The sequence below is a fragment of the Pseudonocardia oceani genome (assembly GCF_019263585.2).
Classification (GTDB): Bacteria; Actinomycetota; Actinomycetes; order Mycobacteriales; family Pseudonocardiaceae; genus Pseudonocardia; species Pseudonocardia oceani.
In genome coordinates this window covers 818,074-833,971 of record NZ_JADQDF010000001.1, presented here as the reverse complement: position 1 = coordinate 833,971, position 15,898 = coordinate 818,074, and the positions used below count along the sequence as shown (strand labels likewise).

Here is a 15,898-nt window from a genome sequence, read left to right as displayed (position 1 = left end):
CGGAGGTCCGAGCCGCTCAGGCCAGGCTGCCCAGCGGATCGGCGCGGACGAGCGCCGGGTCGTCGGCGGGGAAGGTGCGCGCGCGGCCGGGGCCGGTCGTGCGCGTCTCGAACCGCACGGTGACGCGCCCGTGCCCGGCGCCCTGCACCCAGCCGTGGCCGTGCTCGTCGTGGCGCACGTCGTCGCCGGGGCGCCAGGGGCGCGCGAGGTCGGGTTCCTCCTCGGCGGCGGCGCTCTCCGGCTCCGCGTCGAGCACGAGGTCGGGCTCGCGCGGCGGCTCGAACAGCGCGGGCGGCGGGTCGTCGCCCAGGCCGGCCAGCGACACCCCGATCAGCCGGACGCCGCCCTCGGGCACCGCGGTCCGCGCGAGCCGCTGCGCGACCGCGGTGAGCGCGCCCAGGTCGGTGCTCGCGACGGCGGAGGTCTCCGAGCGGGTGTGGGTGGTGAAGTCGGCGCTGCGGACCTTGACGGTGACCGTCCGCGCCGCCCGCCCCGACGCGACCAGCCTGCGGTGCGCCGCCCCGGTGATCCGCGCGACGGCCTCGTGGACGGCGCGCATCGCGGTGAGGTCGGCGTCGAAGGTGGTCTCGGCGCTGATCTGCTTGGCCGCGCCGCGCGGGGCCACCGGCCGCTCGTCGACGCCGCGGGCCAGGCGGTGCAGCTCCGTGCCGACGGCGGTGCCGAGCAGCCCGGTGAGCTCGCGCAGGTCCATCGCGGCGATCGCGCCGACCGTGCGGATGCCCAGGCGGTGCAGCCCCGTCTCGGCCACCGGACCGACGCCCGAGAGCGCCCGCACCGGCAGCGGCGCGAGCACCGCCTCCTGCTCGGCCGGGGTGACGACCCGCAGCCCGTCGGGCTTCGCGAGCTCGGAGGCGATCTTGGCGAGCTGCTTGCCCGACCCCGCGCCGACCGATGCGGGCAGCCCGGTGGCCGCGCGCACCGCGGCCCGCAGGTCGACGGCGAACCGCTCGACCTCCGCCGCCCCGGCCCCGGCCAGCGCGGGCGGCTCCAGGTAGGCCTCGTCGACCGACACCGGCTCCAGCACCGGCGCCGCCTCCGCCAGCACGCCCATGACCTGCTCGGACAGCGACTGGTAGAGCACGAACCGCGGCGGCACCGTGACCGCGTGCGGGCAGCGGCGCCGCGCCTGGCCCATCGGCATGGCCGAGCGGACGCCGAACACGCGCGACTCGTAGCTCGCGCCGGCCACCACCGCCCGCGGCCCCAGCCCGCCGACCAGCACCGGCCGCCCGGCCAGCGTCGGGCGCGTGAGCTGCTCGGCGGAGGCGAAGAAGGCGTCCATGTCCAGGTGCAGGACCCAGCGTCCGGCGCCGCTCACGGCCGCAGCAGCGCGCGCCCGTCCGCCTCGGTGACGGCGGGCGGGGCGGAGCCGGGGCCGGCGAGCGCGGCCGGGTAGCCGGGGGCGGGGGAGAGGTCGAGCAGCCACACCGCGCGTCCGCCCCACCGCACCGCGCCGTCCCCCGCGATCGAGATGTCGGCCATCGGCGTGGACAGGCCTTCACCGGTGGACTTGAGCAGCGCCTCCTTTCGCGTCCACAGCCGGAAGAACTGCCCGTCGTCGGCGACGCGCTCGTCCGGCGCGCAGGCGTGCGCGGCCATCCCGGCGAGGTCGGCGAGCGGGCGCACCTGCTCGACGTCGAGGCCGACCGGGCCGTCGTGCACGGCGAGGCCGACGACGTCGCCGGCGTGGCTGAAGGAGAAGCCGGGCGCGTCGGGGTGGTCGGCCGGGGCGAGCCGCGGCTTCCCGTGCTGCTCCCCGCAGCGGCAGGTGCGGTCGAACACCAGCGCGGCGGGGTCGGCGTCGAGGTGGGCGCCCAGCGCGCGGCGGGTGAGCGCGTGGGCGGCGAGGTAGCGGGCGGCGTCATCGGGGCGGCGGAAGCGGGCGAGCCGCTCGCGCTCGTGGGCGTCGAGCATCCCGACGAGCCCGGGCGCACCGGACGGAGCCACCGGCGCGGCCCACAACACCGTGCAGGTACCCACGGAGTGATCCTAGATCGGGGCACCGACAGCCAGGGGCGGACGGCGGGGGAGAGGCCGGGCGCCGCCGGTCCCGTGGACGCGGGACCGGCGGCGCCGGGGTGGTGACCGGATCAGCCCGAGCGGCGTATCGGGGCGATCCGGCGGCCCTGGGCGGGCCGGGCGGGCACCGCCGGACCGCGGTAGCGGGCGGCCGGGGGCACGGGTTCGGTCTGCTTCCCGCGCCGGGCGGCGCGGTTGGCGGGCGGGACGGGCGGGGTCGCTTCACGCATGCGGGTCTCCTGAGGGCAGCACGGGGCCGGGCACGGCCGGACCGGCCGGTGGACAGGGCTGAACGGATGACCGGCGGCGGGGACCGAGGGGGTCGACCGGCCGCGGGGCCGCGGCGAGCGCGGCGGCGTCTCAGTAGCGCATGTGAGGACGGTAACGGCGGCCCGGGCGGCGGCGCCACCGAATATCCCTACCGTGGTCGGTGTGACCGACGTGGTGGTGGCCGACGTGATCGTGATCGGGGGCGGCATCGCCGGGGCGTCCGTGGCCTACGAGCTGGCGGCCGACCGCTCGGTGTTGCTGCTGGAGGCCGAGGACGTGCTGGGGCGCCACTCCACCGCCCGCTCCGCCGCGATCTACGTGCCCGGCCACGGCGCCGACGTCGTCCGCGCGCTGATCGAGGACAGCTGGCCGCGGTTCACCGCGCTGGCCGACGAGCTCGGCACGCCGCCGCTGCTGGACCCCCGGCCCGTGCTGTGGGTCGGCTGCGACGACGAGGGAGAGCGGGCGCTGGCCGAGGTCCTCGCCGAGCGCGCGGGGGAGCCGGGCGCCCCGGTCGCGATCGACTCCGCCGAGGCGCAGCGCCGCAGCCCGACCCTCGCGCCGGGCGTCGTCCGCGTCGCCGCGCTGACGGCGGGCGCGGCCGACATCGACACCGACGCACTGCACCAGGGCTACGTCCGCGGCCTGCGGGCCCGCGGCGGCACCGTCCGCGGGGGCGCGCGGGCCACCGCGATCACCCGCGACGGTGACGGCTGGCGGGTCACCGCGGGTCGGGAGGTGTTCGCCGCGGGCGCGGTCGTCGACGCCGCGGGGGCGTGGTCCGACGAGGTGGCCGCGTTGGCGGGCGTCCCACGCGTCGGGCTCGCCCCGCTGCGGCGCACGATCGCGGTCGCGCGCGTGCCCGACCCCGCCCGGCTCTCCCGCCCGATGGTGATCGACGCCGCCGAGCGCTTCTACTTCAAGTCCGACGGGTCCGATCTCCTGGTCTCCCGCGCCGACGAGACGCCCGCCGCGCCCGGCGACGCCCGCCCCGACGACGTCGACGTGGCGCTCGCGCTCGAGCGCGTCGAGGCCGTCACCGCGCTGGGCCTGCGCTCGGTGCGCACGAGCTGGGCCGGGCTGCGCTCGTTCGTCCCCGACCGGCGTCCCGTCGTCGGGGCCTGGCCCGCCCACCCCGGCTTCTGGTTCGTCGCGGGGCAGGGCGGATCGGGCATCGAGTCCGCCCCCGCGCTCGCGGCCCTGGCCGCCTCCGTCGTCCGGGGGGCCGCCGCACCGGCCGCCCTGGCCCCCACCCGACTTCACGTAAGCTGACGCTTACATCGCCGATGGGAGCACCGTGACCACCACACACGATGATCAGGCAACGCACGACGACCCGGCCCTGTTCGAGGGCGCCTTCTGGAACGACCCGTACCCGGTCTACGGCGCGCAGCGCGACGACATCCCGGTGCGCGAGGTGAAGCAGCCCGGCGGGTCGGTCTGGATGATGTTCGACCACGCCGACGTCCGCGCCGCGCTCACCGACCCGCGGCTGAGCAAGGACTGGCGCTACACGCTGCCGGCCGACCAGCGCGCGGGCCAGCCGGCCACGCCGATCCCGATGATGATCCTCATGGACCCGCCGGAGCACACCCGGCTGCGCAAGCTCGTCTCGCGCGCCTTCACCGTGCGGCGGATGGAGGAGCTGCGCCCGCGCATCGCCGAGTTCGCCGACGGCCTGCTCGACGAGCTGCCCGAGGACGGCTCCGTCGACCTCATGGCCCGCTACGCGTTCCTGCTGCCGGTGTTCGTCATCTGCGAGCTGCTCGGCGTGCCCGCCGAGGACCGCGACGACTTCGCCTCCTGGTCCAACGTCATGGTCGACGAGTCGACCCAGGACCAGGCGATGGAGGCGTCGATGAAGCTGCACGCCTACCTCTCGACGCTCATCGACGCCAAGCGCGAGAACCCCGACGACGCCCTGATCAGCGGGCTCATCGAGGTGGCCGACGAGGGTGACGTGCTGTCGCAGGAGGAGCTCGTCGCCATGGCGATGCTGCTGCTCATCGCCGGGCACGAGACCACCGTGAACCTCATCGGCAACGGCGTCCTCGCGCTGCTCACCCACCCCGAGCAGCGCGGACTGCTGGCGGAGCGGCCCGAGCTGATCGCGTCGGCCGTCGAGGAGTTCCTGCGCTGGGACTCCCCGGTGCACAGCGCGCCCGCCCGGTTCGCCGCCGAGGACGTCGAGTACTCGGGCGTCACGATCCCGGCCGGGGCCGTCGTGTCGCTCTCGCTGGCCTCGGCCAACCGCGACGACGCGCGCCTGCCCGACGCCGCCGAGCTGAAGATCGACCGCGACGCCGGCGGCCACGTCGCCTTCGGTCACGGCCTGCACCACTGCCTGGGCGCGCAGCTCGCCCGGATCGAGGGGCAGGAGGCGATCGGGCGCCTGATGGCCCGTCGCCCCGAGCTGGCCCTGGCCGTCGACCCGGCCGAGCTGGTCTACCGGCGCAGCACGCTGGTGCGCGGCCTGCGCACGATGCCGGTGACGCCCGGCCCGGCGGCCTGACGCAGCGGTACCTCCCGGGGCAGCACCCGCCCGCCTCGGCCGAACGGCCCGTTCGCACAATGAGCACGTGCGAGCGGGCCGTTCGCACGTCGACCGGGAGGTGCGTGTGGCGCGCGGAGCGTTGTTCGACCCGCTGTTCGGCGGCGACCGCGTCGCCGCCCGCCTCGACGACGCCGCCTGGGTGGCCGCGCTCGTCGCCGTGGAGGTGGCGCTCGCGCAGGCCGCGGCCGCGCACGGCGTGATCCCGGCCGAGCACGCCGACGCGATCGCCGCCGTCGACCTCGACGTCGACCCGGCCGCGCTCGGCGCCGCCGCCGTCGAGGGCGGTAACCCGGTGATCCCGCTCGTCCGCGCGCTGCGCGCGGCCGTCGGCCCCGACGTGGGGCCGTCGGTGCACCCGGGCGCCACCAGCCAGGACGTGATGGACACCGCGGCGGTGCTGCTCACCGGCTGGGCCGGGGAGGTCCTGCTCGACGACCTGCGCGGCGCCGCCGACGCCGCCGCCCGCCTCGCCGCCGTCCACCGCGACACCCCGACGATGGCCCGCACGCTGGGTCAGCAGGCGCTGCCCACCACGTTCGGCCTCGTGGCCGCGGGCTGGTGCGCGGGCCTCGACCGCGCCCGCACCCGCCTCGCCGCCGTCCTGGGCGGGCTGCCCGCGCAGCTCGGGGGCCCCGCGGGCACGCTCGACGGCCTCCCGCTGCCCGTCGCCGCCGACCTGGCCGCGCGGCTGGGCCTGGCCGACCCGGGCGTGCCGTGGCACACCGAGCGCACCCGGGTCGGCGAGCTGGCCGGGGCGCTGGGCGTCGCGGCCGGGGCGTGCGCGAAGCCCGCCACCGACGTCGTGCTGCTGGCGGGCACCGAACTGGGCGAGGTGAGCGAGGCCGCGCCCGGCGACTCGTCGTCGATGCCGCACAAGCGCAACCCGATCGCCGCCGTCACCGCACGGGCGTCGGCGCGCCGCGCCCCCGGCCTCGTCGCCGTCCTGCTCGCCGCGATGGACGGCGAGCACCAGCGCGCGGCGGGGGCGTGGCACAGCGAGTGGGAGACCCTCGCCGACCTGCTGCGCGCCACCGGCGGGGCCGCCTCCCGGCTGCGCACCAGCCTGGAGGGGCTCACCGTGCACCCCGATCGCATGGCGGCGTCGGTGCCCGACGGCGCCGGGACTGGCCGGGCCGGGGAGCTGGTGGACGCGGCGCTGGCCGCGCGCTAGCTAGCTGCGGGCCAGCAGCGCGCCGGCCTCCTGCGCCGCGGTGCCCTCCGCCGCCAGGTGGGCCAGCTCGGGGGAGAGCTCCTCGCCGCGGGCGGCCTTGGTCTGGGCGTAGAGGCGCCCGGCGCGGTAGGACGAGCGCACCAGCGGGCCGGCCATGACCCCGGCGAAGCCCATCTCCTTGGCGGCCTCGGAGTGCTCGACGAACTCCTCGGGCTTGACCCAGCGCTCCACCGGGTGGTGCCGGGCGGAGGGCCGCAGGTACTGGGTGATGGTGATGATCTCGCAGCCGGCCTCGTGCAGGTCGCGCAGCGCGGACACGACCTCCTCGGGGGTCTCGCCCATGCCCAGGATGAGGTTGGACTTGGTGACCAGCCCGGCCGCACGGGCCTTGGTGATGACCTCGAGGGAACGGTCGTAGCGGAACGCGGGGCGGATCCGCTTGAAGATCCGCGGGACGGTCTCGAGGTTGTGGGCCAGGACCTCGGGGCGGGCGGCGAAGACCTCGTCGAGCTGGGCGTCGATGGAGTTGAAGTCCGGGATCAGCAGCTCCACCCCGGTGCCGGGGTTGAGCTGGTGGATGAGCCGGACGGTCTCGGCGTAGAGCCAGGCGCCGCCGTCGGGCTGGTCGTCGCGGGCCACGCCGGTGACGGTGGAGTAGCGCAGCCCCATCTGGGCCACGGACTCGGCGACGCGGCGGGGCTCGTCGCGGTCCAGCTCGGCGGGGCGGCCGGTGTCGATCTGGCAGAAGTCGCAGCGCCGGGTGCACTGCTCGCCGCCGATGAGGAAGGTGGCCTCGCGGTCCTCCCAGCACTCGTAGATGTTGGGGCAGCCGGCCTCCTCGCACACGGTGTGCAGGCCACCGGAGCGCACCAGCGCCTTGAGCTCGGTGTACTGGGGCCCGGTCTTCGCCTTCGTCCGGATCCACGCGGGCTTGCGCTCGATGGGGGTCTCGCTGTTGCGGACCTCCAGGCGCAGGAGCTTGCGACCTTCGGGTGCGATCGTCACACCGCCCAGGCTACGCCGGGTCGGGCGCCGTGCCCGTCTCGGCGGCGGTGACCTCCCAGAGCCGCGCCGCCAGCCCCTCGTCGCGCGCCGCCGCGGACGCCCTCGCCGGGGCGGGGAGGCCGCGCGTCTCGCCGAGCCCGCCCGGTCCGACGTAGTCGCCGCCCCTGATCTGCGGCGACGTCGCCGCGTACAGCTGGGGGAGCATCCCGCGCGCGACCCGCTGCGTGGTGACGACGTTGACGATCCGGGCCAGCGGCAGCACGAGCCACGCTCCGCTGCGCGCCCGCACCGACGACGAGAGCAGTGCGGTGTCGGTCAGGCCGGGGTGCGCGGCGACGGAGATCACGTCCTCGCCCGCCGCGCGCAGCCGCCGGTCGAGCTCGCGGGCGAACAGCAGGTTGGCGAGCTTGCTCTGGCTGTAGGCCCGCGCGCCGGTGTAGGCGCGACGGGCGAAGTGCAGGTCGTCGACGTCGAGGCCGGGCCCGCGGTGCGCGAGGCTCGACAGCGTCACCACCCGGGCGCCGCCCGCCCCGCGCAGCGCCGGCATGAGCAGCCAGGTCAGCGCCGCGTGCCCGAGGTGGTTGGTGCCGATCTGGGTCTCGAAGCCGTCGACGGTGATGCCCGGCGGCAGCCCCATCACGCCGGCGTTGTTCATCAGCACGTGCAGGGCGTCGCCGGTGCGTGCGCGGACGTCGGCGGCGGCGCGACGGACCGACTCCAGGTCGGCCAGGTCCAGCGCGACGACCTCGCCGCCGGGCACCCGCTCCAGCGCGCGGCGCCCGCGATCCGGGTCGCGCGCACCCAGCAGCACCCGGGCCCCCGCCCCGGCCAGCGCGGCGGCGGAGGCGAGCCCGAGCCCGGACGTGGCGCCGGTGACGAGCACGGTGCGGCCGGTCTGGTCGTCCAGATCGCGCAGCGTCCACGGCATGATCGCGATGGTGCCAGTAGGTTCGGGCGCGTGGACTTCCGGATCTTCACCGAGCCCCAGCAGGGCGCCGACTACGACGACCTGCTCCGCGTCGCCCAGGCGGCCGAGGCGGCCGGCTACGACGCCTTCTTCCGCTCCGACCACTACCTGGCCATGGGGGAGGCGTCCGGCGAACCCGGCCCGACCGATGCCTGGCTGACGCTCGCCGGCCTCGCCCGCGAGACCTCCCGCATCCGGCTGGGCACGCTCGTCTCCTCGGCCACGTTCCGGCTGCCCGGCCCGCTCGCCGTGTCGGTGGCGCAGGTCGACCGGATGGCGGGCGGGCGGGTCGAGCTCGGGCTCGGCTCGGGCTGGTTCGACGCGGAGCACGCCGCCTACGGGATCCCGTTCCCGCCGCTGGGGGAGCGCTTCGACCGCCTCACCGAGCAGTTGGAGATCATCACGGGCCTGTGGGGCACGCTGCCGGGCGAGCGGTACTCCTTCGACGGCGCGCACTACACCGTCACCGACTCGCCGGCGCTCCCCAAGCCGGTGCAGCAGCCGCGTCCGCCGATCGTGATCGGGGGCCGGGGGAAGAAGCGGACGCCCGAGCTCGCCGCGCGGTACGCCGCCGAGTTCAACGTGCCGTTCTCCGCCGTCGGGGCGGCGGCGGAGCAGTTCGAGCGGGTCGGCGCGGCGTGCGAGGCCGTCGGGCGCGACCCGTCGGAGCTGGTGCGCTCGGTCGCGCAGGTCGTCTGCGTCGGGCGCGACGACGCCGAGGTCGCCCGCCGCGCGCTCACGCTGGGCCGCGACGTCGACGAGCTGCGGTCCGAGGGCCTGGCCGGGTCGCCCGCGGAGGTCGTCGACCGCCTCGGGACATGGCGCGAGCAGGCGGGCGTCACGCGCGTCTACTGCCAGCTGCTCGACCTCGCCGACCTCGACCAGGTCGACCTGATCGCCTCCGACGTCGTGCCGCAGCTGCGCTGATGCTGCGCTGGAACCCGACCCTGATCCGCGCCACCGCGGCCGCGGCCGTCGCCGCCCTCGTGCTCACGACGGTGGTCGGCGCGTTCCAGCTGCCGGGCCTCGCGCTGGTGGCGATCGTCGTGGTGGGCGTCGGCGTCGCGGTGGCGGCGGTACTGGTGTCGGCGCACGGCCGCGACCGGCCCCGCAGCCGGGACTAGCCGCGCAGCCGGCCCGCCACGTCGGCGCCGCCGCCGAGGCGGACCGAGGCGTGGTCGGGGTGCGCGGCGATCCGGTCGACCAGCGCCTCGGGCCGGTCGACCGGACCGGCCGGGGCGGGCGCGCCGCGGAGGGCTACCGCAGGGAGGGGTGCAGGCGCAGGTCCAGCCCGGCGGGTGCGGCGAGGCGGTCGACGGGGTGCTCGGTCACCGGCAGCCGACCGTCGAGCGCGTCGAGCACGGCGACCGTGACGTCGTCGATCACGGCGTCGATCGGCACCGGGCGCCCGAGTTCGCGGCTCAGCGAGCTGACGCCGGCGTCGGCGATGCCGCAGGGGACGATCCGGTCGAACTCGGCGAGGTCGGGGTCGCAGTTGAGGGAGAAGCCGTGCAGCGTGACCCCGCCCTGGACCCGGACGCCGATCGCGGCCACCTTGCGCTCGGGGCCGCGGTCGTCGGCGGGCAGCCAGACGCCGCTGCGCCCGTCGATGCGCCCGGCCGCGGTGAGGCCGAGGTCGTGCACGACGTGGATCAGGGCCTCCTCCAGCCGCCGGACGAAGTCGACGACGTCCAGCGGCTCGGCCAGTCCGATGATCGGGTAGCCGACGAGCTGCCCCGGGCCGTGCCAGGTGATGCGGCCGCCGCGGTCGACGTCGACGACGGGGCTGCCGTCGGTCGGCCGGTCCTCGGGCCGGGTGCGCTTGCCCGCCGTGTAGACCGAGTGGTGCTCCAGCAGCATCAGCACGTCGGACCCGGTGCCCGCCCGCCGCGCCTCGGCGTTCGCTCGCTGGGTGTCCCAGGCGGCGACGTACTCGAGGACGCCGATGCGGTCGATGCGGACGGGGTCGGTGCTGCGCCGGCAGCTCGCACGGAGGGCCATGAGCTCACGCTACGCGTAGCGCCGCTCGAGGTCGTCGAGCATCAGGCGGGCGGCGATCGGGCCGTGGAAGAACCAGTGCTGCCCGACCTCGACGACCGCCCCGAGCACCGAGACCAGCGAGACCTCGAGGGCGCCCGGGTCGCCGACGGCCGCCGCCAGGGCGGCCACCCGGGCGTCGTTCTCCGCGATGGGTGACGGTGCGGGTGGCGGCGGGCGCGGGGGCGGAGGTGCCGGGGGACACGCTCGAAAGTCAAGCGAGCTCACCTCATTTCGGCAAGATCAGGTGTCGAGGTGGGCCAGCACCGCCTCCGCGGCCCGGCGGCCGCTGACCAGCGCGCCCTGCGTCGACGGGGTGTCGCGGTGGTCGCCCGCGACGAACAAGCCGTCGCCCAGCGCGACCTCACGCCGCACCGGGTTGCCCGGCCGGAACGCCGGCAGCGCGGCCCGCACCTCGGCGGTGTGCAGGTGCGCCCAGGCGGCGGCCGACCGGCCGTAGAGCCGCCCGAGCTCGCGGCGCACCTCGGGCTCCGGGATCGGGGCGCCGACGACCGTCGAGGAGATCAGCGCGCGGTGGTCCGGGGAGTAGCCGGGGGCGGCGCGGGTGAGCACCACGGTGTTGGCGACGGGGCCGCGCGTGGCGTCGAGGTGCAGCAGCGGCAGCTCGGCCGGCGGGGCGTCGGTGACGTGGTAGTAGGTGGTCAGAGCGTGCATCGGGGCCACGTCGAGGCCGGGGAGCAGGGTGCTCGCGGTGACCGGGTCGACGGCGACGACCACGGCCCGCGCCGTGCGCTCCCCGTCGGCGGTGTGCACGACGCCCGGGCGGACGGTCGTGACCCGCCGCCCCAGCTCCAGCACGCCCTCGGGCAGGCCGGCGGCGAGCTGCGCCGGCAGCGCGCCCATGCCCTCGGCGGGCACGGCGACGGTGCCGAGCGCGAAGCTGCGCCACACCAGCCGCACGAACGCCGCCGACGTCGTCAGCGCGGTCTCACCCAGCACGCCGGACAGGAACGGGCGCAGGAACCGCTCGACGACGGGCCCGTCCAGCCCGGCCGCGGCGAGGTCCTGCGCGGCGGACCGGTCGATCAGGCGGGCGGTGCGCGAGGGCGGGGCGCCCAGCACGCGGGCCGTCCAGGCCACCAGCTTCGCCTTGTCGCGGACGCCGAACAGCCCGTCGAACGCCGTCGCGAACGCCTGCGACGGCCGCCGCGCGGGGTTGGCGAACCGGTGCAGCCGCCCGTCGGCGCCGCGGACGGCGGCGCCGGGCTCGAACGCGCGCAGGTCGAGCGCCGGGAGGTTCGCGGCGGCGCGCAGCGCGGGGTAGGAGGTGTTGAGCACCTGGAAGCCGCGGTCGCAGCGGAAGCCGTCGACGACGTCGGTGGCCATCCGCCCGCCGGGGCGGTCGGCGGCGTCGAGCACCCGCACGTCGAGCCCGCGGCGCGCGAGCAGCCGCGCGGCGCGCAGCCCCGCGAGGCCGGCGCCCACCACGATCACGTCATGGGCGCTCACGAGCCGACGGCCGCCGAGAGCGCCTCGCCCACCGCGTGGTGGCGGAACTGGTAGCCCGAGGACTCCAGCGCCGCCGGCACGACCCGCTGCCCGAACAGCAGCATCTCCTCGCCCATCGAGCCCAGCACGGTCTTGATGACGACCGCGGGCACCGGGATCGACGTCGGCCGGCCGACCGCGGCGGCCAGGGCCTTCGTCACCTCGGCGTTGGTGGCGGGCGTCGGCCCGACCAGGTTGACCGGGCCGGTGATCGAGGGCGTCTCCAGCGCGAACCGGATGCCGCCCACCTCGTCGTCGAGGGAGACCCAGGGCATGTACTGCGTGCCCGGGCCCAGCCGCCCGCCCAGGAAGGCCTTGAACAGCGGCCGCAGCAGCCCCAGCAGCCCGCCGGCGGGGGAGAGCACGAGGCCGGTGCGCAGCGGCACCACCCGGGCGCCCGCGTCGCGCGCGGCGGCCGTGGCGGCCTCCCAGTCGGCGCACACCTCGGCGAGGAAGCCCCGCCCGTGCGGCGCCGTCTCGTCGACGGCCACGCCGCCGGTGTCGCCGTAGAAGCCCGTGGCCGAGCCGGACAGGAACGCCGGCACCCCGTACCGGGCCACCGCGGCGGCGAGGACCTCGGTGGGGACGATCCGGCTGTCGCGGATCTCCTGGCGGCGCGCCCCGGTCCAGGGACGGTCGGCGATGCCGACGCCGCCGAGGTTGATCACGGCGTCGACGCCGTCGAAGGTGCCGTCGTCGACGTGCCCCGCGGGTGGGTCCCAGCCCCGCTCGTCGGGAGCGGCCGGCGTCCGGCGGACCAGCCGCAGGACGTCGTGGCCGGTCTCGCGCAGGTGGGAGACGAGGGCTGTTCCGATCAGACCGGACGAACCGGCGATGACGACGCGCACGCGGTGAATACTCGCCGAACGTCCGAGGGCGCGCGACCCGGGGTGTCCCCTGATCGCGCGCCCCCGGTGTGACCGGCCGTCTACAGACCCAGGTCGGCCTCGAACGCGCCCTCCTCGAGCCGCGCCTTGATCGCGGAGACGAAGCGTCCGGCGTCGGCGCCGTCGACCAGGCGGTGGTCGTAGGTCATCGGCAGGTAGCAGACCGACCGGACCGCGATGACGTCGTCGCCGTCGGTGCCGGTGATCACCATCGGCTGCTTCGTGATCACGCCCGTGCCGAGGATGGCGACCTGCGGCTGGTTGATGATCGGTGTGTCGAAGAGCGCACCGGCGCTGCCGATGTTGGTGATGGTGAACGTGCCGCCGGAGAGCTCGTCCGGGCCGATCTTGTTGTCGCGCGTGCGGGCCGCCACGTCGGCGATCTTGCGCGCGAGACCGGCGAGGTTGAGGTCCTCGGCGTTCTTGATCACGGGCACGAGCAGGCCGCGGGGGGTGTCGACCGCGATGGCGAGGTGCACGCCGCCGTGGTAGGTCACCTCCTTGCCGTCCTCGCTGATCGACGCGTTGACCTGCGGGAACGCCTTGAGCGCCTCCACGGTGGCCTTCGCGAAGAACGGCAGGTAGGTGAGCTTGACGCCCTCGCGGCGTTCGAACTCCGCCTTCGCCTTCGCCCGCAGCCTGGCGATGCGGGTGACGTCGACCTGCTGCACGGTCGTGAGCTGCGCCGACACCGCGAGCGACTCGCTCATCCGCTTCGCGATGACCTGGCGCAGGCGCGGCAGCTTCACCGTCGTGCCCGGCTCCGGCGCGTTCGCCGCGGCCTTGGGGACCGTGGTCGGGGCATTGGGCGCGCCGCCCGAGGAGGGCGCGGCGGCCGGGGACGCGGCGGCCGGTGCGGCGGGCTCCGGCTCCGGTGCGGCGGCCTCGGCGGCGGCCAGGACGTCCTGCTTGCGGATGCGCCCGCCGACGCCCGAGCCGGTGATCGTCGAGAGGTCGACGTCGTGCTCGGCGGCGAGCTTGCGGACCAGCGGCGTGACGTAGGGCGCACCGGTGGGGGCGTCGCCGGTGCCGTTGCTGCTGGAGCCGCCGCCGGAGCTGCTGCCGGAGTCGGGGCGTGAGGGCAGCTCGGAGGCGACCTCCTCGCGCTCGGCCTTCTCCTCGACCTGCGCCGTGCCGCCGTCGGTGCCCGACTTCGGGGCCTCGGCCTTGGGGGCGTCGGCCGGCTCGGGCTCCTCCCGCTGCTCCTGCTCGGGCTGCTCCTTCTTCGGCTCCTCGGGCTCCGGCTCGGCGGCCGGCTCCTCCGCGGGGGCCTCCGACGCGTCGCCGATGAGGGCGAGCTGGCCGCCGACCTCGACGGTCTCGTCCTCGGCCGCCGTGATCTCCAGCAGCGTGCCGGCGATCGGCGAGGGGATCTCGGTGTCGACCTTGTCGGTGGAGACCTCGAGCAGCGGCTCGTCGACCGCGACCTCGTCGCCGACCTCCTTGAGCCACCGCGTGACCGTGCCCTCGGTGACGCTCTCGCCCAGCTCCGGCATGGTGATCGCCGTGCCGCCGCCCGAGCCGCTCGGCTTCGTCGACGCCTGCGGCTTCTCCGCGGGCTCCTCGGCCTGATTGGGCGGCGAGGCGGGCTCGTCGTCAACCGGCTCCTCCTCCGCGGGCGCCTCGACGGCCGACTCGGCCGGGGTGTCGCCGCCGTCGTCGGAGGAGGACTGCCCGTCGGAGTCGTCGCTGCCGGAGTCGTCGCTGCCGGAGTCGTCGCCGTCGCCGATCACGGCCAGCTCGCCGCCGACCTCGACCGTCTCGTCCTCGCCGGCGACGATGCGCTGCAGCACGCCCGCCGCGGGGGACGGGATCTCGGTGTCGACCTTGTCGGTGGAGACCTCGAGCAACGGCTCGTCGACCTCGACCCGGTCACCCTCCTGCTTGAGCCAGCGGGTGACGGTGCCCTCGGTGACGCTCTCACCGAGCGCGGGCATCTGGACGGAGAACGCCATGGCTCTCGGGGCTCCTTCTTCTACGCGGTTCGGGGGAGCGGTCAGGAGTGGCTGTGCAGGGGCTTGCCGGCGAGGGCCAGGAACGCCTCGCCGAAGGCCTCGTTCTGGGTGGGGTGCGCGTGGATCAGGGCGGCGACGTCCTCGGCCTGGGCGTCCCAGTTGTAGACCAGCTGGGCCTCGCCGATGAGCTCGCCGACGCGGGCGCCGACCATGTGGATGCCGACGACCGGCCCCTCGGTGCCCTTGCCGCCCGCCTTGACCAGCTTGATCGCACCCTGGGTCTGCAGGATCTGCGACTTGCCGTTGCCGGCGAGGTCGTAGACGAGCGTCTCGACCTCCCCGTACTTCTCCTTGGCCTGCGGCTCGGTGAGGCCGACCGACGCCACCTCGGGCTCGCAGTAGGTGACGCGGGGGATGCCGGCCTCGTCGAGCACCGGCGGGTTGAGGCCCGCGATGTCCTCGGCGAGGAAGATGCCCTGGGCGAAGCCGCGGTGCGCGAGCTGCAGGCCGGGGACGATGTCGCCGAGCGCGTAGACGTTCTCCAGGTTGGTGCGCAGCCGCTCGTCGGTGAGGACGAACCCGCGCTCCATCTCGACGCCCGCTTCCTCGTAGCCGGCGTTGGCGGTGTTGGGGCCGCGGCCGATGGCGACGAGCAGCAGGTCGGCCTCGATCTCCTCGCCCGACTCCAGCGACACCGTGACGGCGTCGTCGGTCTGCTTGGCGCCGGTGAACTTCACACCGGTCTTGAAGGTGATCTTGCGCTTGCGGAACGCGCGCTCCAGGGCCTTGGACGCGAACTCGTCCTCGTTGGGTACCAGGTGCGGCAGCGCCTCGACGATGGTGACGTCGGCGCCGAAGCTCTTGAACACGCTGGCGAACTCGACGCCGATGACGCCGCCGCCGAGGACGACGACCCGCTTGGGGGCTTCGTCGAGGTGGATCGCCTCGTAGGAGGTGACGATCCGGCCGCCGATGTCGAGGCCGGGGAGCGACTTGGCGTAGCTGCCGGTGGCCAGCACGACCTTCTTGCCGACGTACCGGTCGTCACCCACGACCACGCTGGTCGGGCCCTCGAAGCGCCCCGTGCCGTCCACCAGGGTGATCTTGCGGGACTTCACGAGCCCCTGCAGTCCCTTGTAGAGCTTGGCGATCACGCCGTCCTTGTAGGAGTTCACGCCCGCCATGTCGATGCCGTCGAAGGTGCTCCGCACGCCGATGCGCTCGCCCTCGCGGGCGGAGTCGGCGACCTCGGCCGCGTGCAGCAGGGCCTTGGTGGGGATGCAGCCGTAGTGCAGGCAGGTCCCGCCCAGCTTGTCCTTCTCGATCAGCACCACCGACATCCCCAGCTCCGCAGCGCGCAGCGCGCAGGCGTATCCGCCCGACCCGCCGCCGAGGATCACCAGGTCCGCGTTGTGCTCGGGCACGAAACACTCCCTATCGAAGTCAGGTATCGCGGCATGTCACGCCGCCTGCTTCCCATCTTGTCATCACGGGCGCGCCCGT

The 15,898-nt window shown here is 75.7% G+C and carries 16 protein-coding genes; 5 read left to right on the top strand and 11 right to left on the bottom strand.

The genetic code is table 11. The annotated features are described in order from the left end of the window. Window positions 1-16 precede the first annotated feature (16 nt). The 3 genes from I4I82_RS04140 to I4I82_RS04130 all read right to left on the bottom strand — a co-directional run bounded on the left by I4I82_RS04140 (window position 17) and on the right by I4I82_RS04130 (window position 2,270). The gene (locus I4I82_RS04140; protein WP_226369871.1) at window positions 17-1,339 is read right to left on the bottom strand and encodes a DNA polymerase IV; all 1,323 of its coding nucleotides are present in this window, start codon (window positions 1,337-1,339) and stop codon (window positions 17-19) included. After that, window positions 1,336-2,001: a 4'-phosphopantetheinyl transferase family protein gene (locus I4I82_RS04135; protein WP_226369870.1), complete on the bottom strand. Its 666-nt coding sequence runs from the start codon at window positions 1,999-2,001 to the stop codon at window positions 1,336-1,338. Before I4I82_RS04135 ends, I4I82_RS04140 begins: the two co-directional genes overlap by 4 nt. 110 nt (window positions 2,002-2,111) lie before the next feature. Next, a complete protein-coding gene (locus tag I4I82_RS04130; RefSeq protein WP_218595234.1) occupies window positions 2,112-2,270 on the bottom strand; it encodes a hypothetical protein in 159 nt (52 codons plus the stop codon). 202 nt (window positions 2,271-2,472) lie between these two features. On the opposite strand from I4I82_RS04130, the gene I4I82_RS04125 reads away from it, so the two are divergent. From I4I82_RS04125 to I4I82_RS04115, 3 genes are all read left to right on the top strand, one after another. Continuing rightward, complete coding sequence (locus I4I82_RS04125; protein WP_218595233.1) at window positions 2,473-3,582, top strand: NAD(P)/FAD-dependent oxidoreductase; 1,110 nt, start codon at window positions 2,473-2,475, stop codon at window positions 3,580-3,582. Between the two features lie 25 nt (window positions 3,583-3,607). Continuing rightward, window positions 3,608-4,822: a cytochrome P450 family protein gene (locus tag I4I82_RS04120; protein WP_218594714.1), complete on the top strand. Its 1,215-nt coding sequence runs from the start codon at window positions 3,608-3,610 to the stop codon at window positions 4,820-4,822. Window positions 4,823-4,889: 67 nt separating this feature from the next. Next, on the top strand, window positions 4,890-6,035 hold the full coding sequence (locus I4I82_RS04115) for a lyase family protein (RefSeq protein WP_226369869.1): 1,146 nt from the start codon (window positions 4,890-4,892) through the stop codon (window positions 6,033-6,035). Here I4I82_RS04115 and lipA read toward each other — a convergent pair whose 3' ends face one another. Continuing rightward, window positions 6,036-7,040, bottom strand: a complete 1,005-nt coding sequence (gene lipA / locus I4I82_RS04110; protein ID WP_218595232.1) for a lipoyl synthase — start codon at window positions 7,038-7,040, stop codon at window positions 6,036-6,038. A 10-nt stretch (window positions 7,041-7,050) separates the two neighbouring features. Continuing rightward, a complete protein-coding gene (locus tag I4I82_RS04105) occupies window positions 7,051-7,968 on the bottom strand; it encodes an oxidoreductase (RefSeq protein ID WP_218594612.1) in 918 nt (305 codons plus the stop codon). 30 nt (window positions 7,969-7,998) lie between these two features. Here I4I82_RS04105 and I4I82_RS04100 point away from each other — a divergent pair, with 30 nt between their 5' ends. Further along, window positions 7,999-8,934: an LLM class F420-dependent oxidoreductase gene (locus I4I82_RS04100; RefSeq protein ID WP_218594613.1), complete on the top strand. Its 936-nt coding sequence runs from the start codon at window positions 7,999-8,001 to the stop codon at window positions 8,932-8,934. After that, window positions 8,934-9,131, top strand: coding sequence for a hypothetical protein (locus I4I82_RS04095; RefSeq protein WP_218594614.1), 198 nt, complete (start codon window positions 8,934-8,936; stop codon window positions 9,129-9,131). Before I4I82_RS04100 ends, I4I82_RS04095 begins: the two co-directional genes overlap by 1 nt. A gap of 133 nt (window positions 9,132-9,264) precedes the next feature. Here the strand turns inward: I4I82_RS04095 and lipB are convergent, their stop codons facing one another. The 6 genes from lipB to lpdA form a co-directional block, all read right to left on the bottom strand. Continuing rightward, window positions 9,265-10,008 carry a lipoyl(octanoyl) transferase LipB gene (gene lipB / locus I4I82_RS04090; RefSeq protein ID WP_218594615.1) on the bottom strand — a complete coding sequence of 248 codons (744 nt, stop codon included), beginning with the start codon at window positions 10,006-10,008 and terminating at the stop codon, window positions 9,265-9,267. Window positions 10,009-10,017: 9 nt separating this feature from the next. After that, window positions 10,018-10,176 carry a hypothetical protein gene (locus I4I82_RS04085; RefSeq protein WP_218595231.1) on the bottom strand — a complete coding sequence of 53 codons (159 nt, stop codon included), beginning with the start codon at window positions 10,174-10,176 and terminating at the stop codon, window positions 10,018-10,020. 111 nt (window positions 10,177-10,287) lie between these two features. Then, a complete protein-coding gene (locus I4I82_RS04080; RefSeq protein ID WP_218592171.1) occupies window positions 10,288-11,514 on the bottom strand; it encodes an NAD(P)/FAD-dependent oxidoreductase in 1,227 nt (408 codons plus the stop codon). After that, window positions 11,511-12,401, bottom strand: a complete 891-nt coding sequence (locus I4I82_RS04075) for a TIGR01777 family oxidoreductase (RefSeq protein WP_218592172.1) — start codon at window positions 12,399-12,401, stop codon at window positions 11,511-11,513. The genes I4I82_RS04080 and I4I82_RS04075 overlap by 4 nt, the downstream gene beginning before the upstream one ends. 80 nt (window positions 12,402-12,481) lie before the next feature. Next, window positions 12,482-14,395, bottom strand: a complete 1,914-nt coding sequence (sucB, locus tag I4I82_RS04070; RefSeq protein WP_218592173.1) for a 2-oxoglutarate dehydrogenase, E2 component, dihydrolipoamide succinyltransferase — start codon at window positions 14,393-14,395, stop codon at window positions 12,482-12,484. Window positions 14,396-14,436: 41 nt separating this feature from the next. Beyond that, window positions 14,437-15,819: a dihydrolipoyl dehydrogenase gene (gene lpdA, locus I4I82_RS04065; protein WP_218592174.1), complete on the bottom strand. Its 1,383-nt coding sequence runs from the start codon at window positions 15,817-15,819 to the stop codon at window positions 14,437-14,439. Between the last annotated feature and the right edge of the window lie 79 nt (window positions 15,820-15,898).

What these genes read in the sequence shown, in the direction of transcription:
- I4I82_RS04130 (WP_218595234.1), bottom strand. Translation starts at nt 2,270, where the DNA reads ATGCGTGAAGCGACCCCGCCCGTCCCGCCCGCCAACCGCGCCGCCCGG.
- I4I82_RS04105 (WP_218594612.1), bottom strand. Translation starts at nt 7,968, where the DNA reads ATGCCGTGGACGCTGCGCGATCTGGACGACCAGACCGGCCGCACCGTG.
- I4I82_RS04095 (WP_218594614.1), top strand. Translation starts at nt 8,934, where the DNA reads ATGCTGCGCTGGAACCCGACCCTGATCCGCGCCACCGCGGCCGCGGCC.
- lipB (WP_218594615.1), bottom strand. Translation starts at nt 10,008, where the DNA reads ATGGCCCTCCGTGCGAGCTGCCGGCGCAGCACCGACCCCGTCCGCATC.
- sucB (WP_218592173.1), bottom strand. Translation starts at nt 14,395, where the DNA reads ATGGCGTTCTCCGTCCAGATGCCCGCGCTCGGTGAGAGCGTCACCGAG.